At 64.0% G+C, this 3,241-nt stretch carries 4 protein-coding genes and 1 pseudogene; all 5 read right to left on the bottom strand.

Features of this window, described 5'->3' with window-relative positions; translation table 11 throughout:
• A pseudogene (locus AC1D0Z_RS18420) lies at positions 1 to 314 on the bottom strand (DUF3299 domain-containing protein); the annotation flags it as partial.
• A gap of 78 nt (positions 315 to 392) precedes the next feature.
• Positions 393 to 677, bottom strand: coding sequence for a hypothetical protein (locus AC1D0Z_RS18415; RefSeq protein WP_477659643.1), 285 nt, complete (start codon positions 675 to 677; stop codon positions 393 to 395).
• 7 nt (positions 678 to 684) lie between these two features.
• Complete coding sequence (locus AC1D0Z_RS18410) at positions 685 to 1,902, bottom strand: ABC transporter permease (RefSeq protein ID WP_477659642.1); 1,218 nt, start codon at positions 1,900 to 1,902, stop codon at positions 685 to 687.
• A complete protein-coding gene (locus AC1D0Z_RS18405) occupies positions 1,899 to 2,555 on the bottom strand; it encodes an ATP-binding cassette domain-containing protein (RefSeq protein WP_477659641.1) in 657 nt (218 codons plus the stop codon). Before AC1D0Z_RS18405 ends, AC1D0Z_RS18410 begins: the two co-directional genes overlap by 4 nt.
• Complete coding sequence (locus tag AC1D0Z_RS18400; protein ID WP_477659640.1) at positions 2,552 to 3,124, bottom strand: Fur family transcriptional regulator; 573 nt, start codon at positions 3,122 to 3,124, stop codon at positions 2,552 to 2,554. The genes AC1D0Z_RS18405 and AC1D0Z_RS18400 overlap by 4 nt, the downstream gene beginning before the upstream one ends.
• Between the last annotated feature and the right edge of the window lie 117 nt (positions 3,125 to 3,241).

Raw genomic sequence — 3,241 nt, 5'->3', positions numbered from 1 at the left:
ATCTGGTCCAGCGTAAAGACCGGCAGGATGCGGTTCTTCTCGGTTTTGGTTTTCACCGCCGTCAACACTGACCAGGGCACCACGTCCGTACGGGCCGCCAGCGGTGGAAACGGGCTGTTGGCGCCATGCACGCCCGCACCCTGCCCGGCCGGTATGTCAAACGCCGGCCCTGCCGCGGCGGGCTTGCCGCCATTCGCCATCGGTGACGACAGCGTTTGCGCCGCGAGACCGGCAGCAGCCAGCAGCGCGCTGCAGGCCAATACCCACTTCAATCCGTGAAGGCTTGGTGTGCGAGGGCTAAAAGAGGCTGTCATGCAGTACTCCAGAAAATCCAGAAAAAAGTGAGGCCGCTTCAGGGGCGTCACGGTGACGTCAGTGGACGTCAATGAACGTCAATGAACGTGCTTCATCCCGCAGTATTTGCCGACGGCCAAACCTTTGCAAGCGGCCTGCAGCTCTTTTTCACAAACTTCGTCTTTCTTGCCTGATTCCAGGCATTTGGCGGCGTTTTCATGGGCGGCGGCCATGGCACGGTGGCGCTGGATGTCTTCCTTCGTTTCCTTGTCGTTGTGCTGCGCATGGGCCAGCGAGAACGTGGCGCTCAGGGCCACCGCCGCAAACGCCGCGGCAACAGGAGACAAGGTGAGGAATTTTTTGATGGCGTAGAGGTTTGTCATAAGAAGGTTACCTTGATTGGAGAAGTTCAAACACACTGACCCGGTAGGCTTCCCAGGCGGGCAGCAACGCAGACGCGAGCGCCACACCCAAAGCCAGTACCGGCACACTGACCAGCTCGACCGGCCATGACAGCGCACCAATCAAGACGGATTTTTCAAGTTGCAGCGTCCAGGCCAGCAGCGCCGTCAGCCCCTGCCCCGCCAGCACGCCCAGCACGGTGGCCAGCAGGGCCAGCCACAGCGCTTCGCACAGCAGCAGGCCGGCCACGCGGGCCGGCGGCGCGCCCAGCATGCGCAGCAGCGCCAGGTCGGCCCGGCGCTCGCGCACGGCACCCCACAGCGCAATGAAAACACTCAGGCCCGCCGTCAGCAGCAGTACGCCGGCCAGCGCGCGCAGCACGTCCGTGCCCACCCCCACCATGCTCAGCAGGCGCGTGATTTCCAGCGCCGGCGCCGCGGCCTGCATCTCGGTGCTGCTGTTGATGTAGCGCGGAAAGGTCACGGCCGCCAGCGGCGTCTTGTACTGGATCAGCGCCAGCGTGATTTCGCGCTCTTCTTCCAGCACCTTGCGGTCGTCAYCGTCCAGCGCCGTGTCGGTTTCATGCACCTGCCAGACAGATTCGGCGGCCGTCAGCACCAGGCGGTCCAGCACGGTGTGGCTCGCGGCCAGGACGCCCGACACCACATAAGGGCTCAGCTTGTGCTCTTCACCGCCGCCCCCCAGGCCGTGCGTGCCGGTAAAGCTGTCGCCCACTTTCAGGCCGGTTTGCTGCGCCACCTGCGCGCCAATAACGGCCTGCATGGGTTTGGACCACAGCGCGCCCTGCGCCAGTTGCGCGTCGTAATGGTGGATGTAGTCGGGCGTGGTGCCCACAATGCGAAAGCCGCGAAAGCTGTCACCCAGGCTGATGGGAATGACCTTGGCCACCTGCGGATGCTTTTCCAGTTCCTTCACCGCCGCCAGCGGAACATTGCCTGTCGGCACATCAAGGTGGAACACGCCCGAGAGGATCAGCTGCATCGGGCTGCCCTTGGCGCCAACCACCACATCGATGCCGGCCACGTCGCGGTCAAACGCCTGGCTGATCTGGTGGCTGACGAGCAGCAGAAAAGTGATGGAGGCCAGCCCCAGGGTGAGCAGCAGCAAATTCAGCGCTGCAGCCAGGGGCCGCGACCATAAATAGCGCCATGAAAACACCACGGTTTTGAATGCTATCGTTTTCATAGCTGCTTGCGCACAACCAATAAGGACTGCAGGCCTTTTCCATCCTTAAAAAAGGCCTGGACACGCGCATCGTGCGTGGCAATCACCAGCGTGGCGCCCTGCTGCTGCGCCGCGCTTTGCAACAAGGCCAGCGACGCCGCAGCCGCGTCATCGTCCAGGCTGGCTGTGGGTTCATCGGCCAGGATCACGCGCGGCTTGAGCAACACCGCGCGCGCCAGCGCCACACGCTGCGCCTGCCCGCCTGATAGTTGAGACGGCTTGCGATCAGCCAACGCGCGCACATCCAGCGCGTCCAACGCCTCGGCGATGCGGCCTTCATCATCTGGCTGGCCAGCGGCCCACTGCGCCATGGCAAGGTTGCCCTGCACCGTCAGCGCCGGGCTCAGGTGAAGTTTCTGTGGCAAAAAGCCAATGGTTTGGGCCCGCCACGCGTCGCCGGCACGCCCGCCCAGTGCCTTGACGGACTGGCTGGCCACCGTGATGTCGCCCTCACTGGGCGCCAGCAAACCCGCCGCCAGCGCCAGCCAGGTTGATTTGCCCGATCCCGACGCACCGCGCAGCAGCAAGGTGCCGCCCTGGGCGACGTCCACGTCCGCAAAGCGGAGCTCAGGGCCCTTGGCGTAGCGGTAAGCCAGCTGGCGTGTGCTGATCATGAAGAGGCCGCGCCGGTGGCGCAGTCGGCGCACACACCCCGCACGGCAAAGTCCATGCTCATGCCTTGGTAGCCCAGCGCCTTCAATGCCTCCAGCGCGGTCTGCGCGGCGCGTTCCAGGTCTTTGGTGCTGGCCTTCAACGCACCTGAAGACGCACCCGAACGCTTGCCCGACAACGCACCCGACAAGGGGCTGTCGCGGTGGCAGCTCTGGCATTCAAAGTGGGGAATGGCGTGCACGCTGCTCGGCATGGCCTGGTAGCGGCGCACGCGGTTGGCATCCACGCGGCACAGCAGCAAGCCCACCTGCGTGAGCCGGTCGATCAGCCGGTACAGCGTGACGCGGTCCAGTGTCACGCCTTCGCCGGCATCATCGTCGCCGCCCAAAGCGGCCTGCAGCTGCGCGTGCGTGTAGCTGGTGTCGGGGTGGGCCAGCAGCCAGCCCAGCACCAGGCGCGCAGCGCTGGTGCGGCGCAGGCCGTGGGCTGACAGCAGCACATCAATCGGGTCTGCGTCGGCGGTGATGCCGGGGCCGGTTCTGGAGCGCTTGACAGGTTGGACGGATGCCATGGGATGAAGCCATTCCAAAAGAGTTTGGCAAAAGGGAGCGCGGTGTATTTTCACCATGCGCACACATAACGCAACAATGTTGCATTAAACTATAAAGCAATTCAGTTGCATTATTAC

The organism is Polaromonas sp. P1_E3 (assembly GCF_056405935.1).
The sequence above is the reverse complement of the archived record's forward strand: the minus strand, read 5'-3'. Positions and strand labels throughout refer to the sequence as shown.

Excerpts from the sequence above, each read along its gene's own strand:
- AC1D0Z_RS18405 (WP_477659641.1), bottom strand. The coding sequence starts at position 2,555 with ATGATCAGCACACGCCAGCTGGCTTACCGCTACGCCAAGGGCCCTGAG.
- AC1D0Z_RS18400 (WP_477659640.1), bottom strand. The coding sequence starts at position 3,124 with ATGGCATCCGTCCAACCTGTCAAGCGCTCCAGAACCGGCCCCGGCATC.
- AC1D0Z_RS18415 (WP_477659643.1), bottom strand. The coding sequence starts at position 677 with ATGACAAACCTCTACGCCATCAAAAAATTCCTCACCTTGTCTCCTGTT.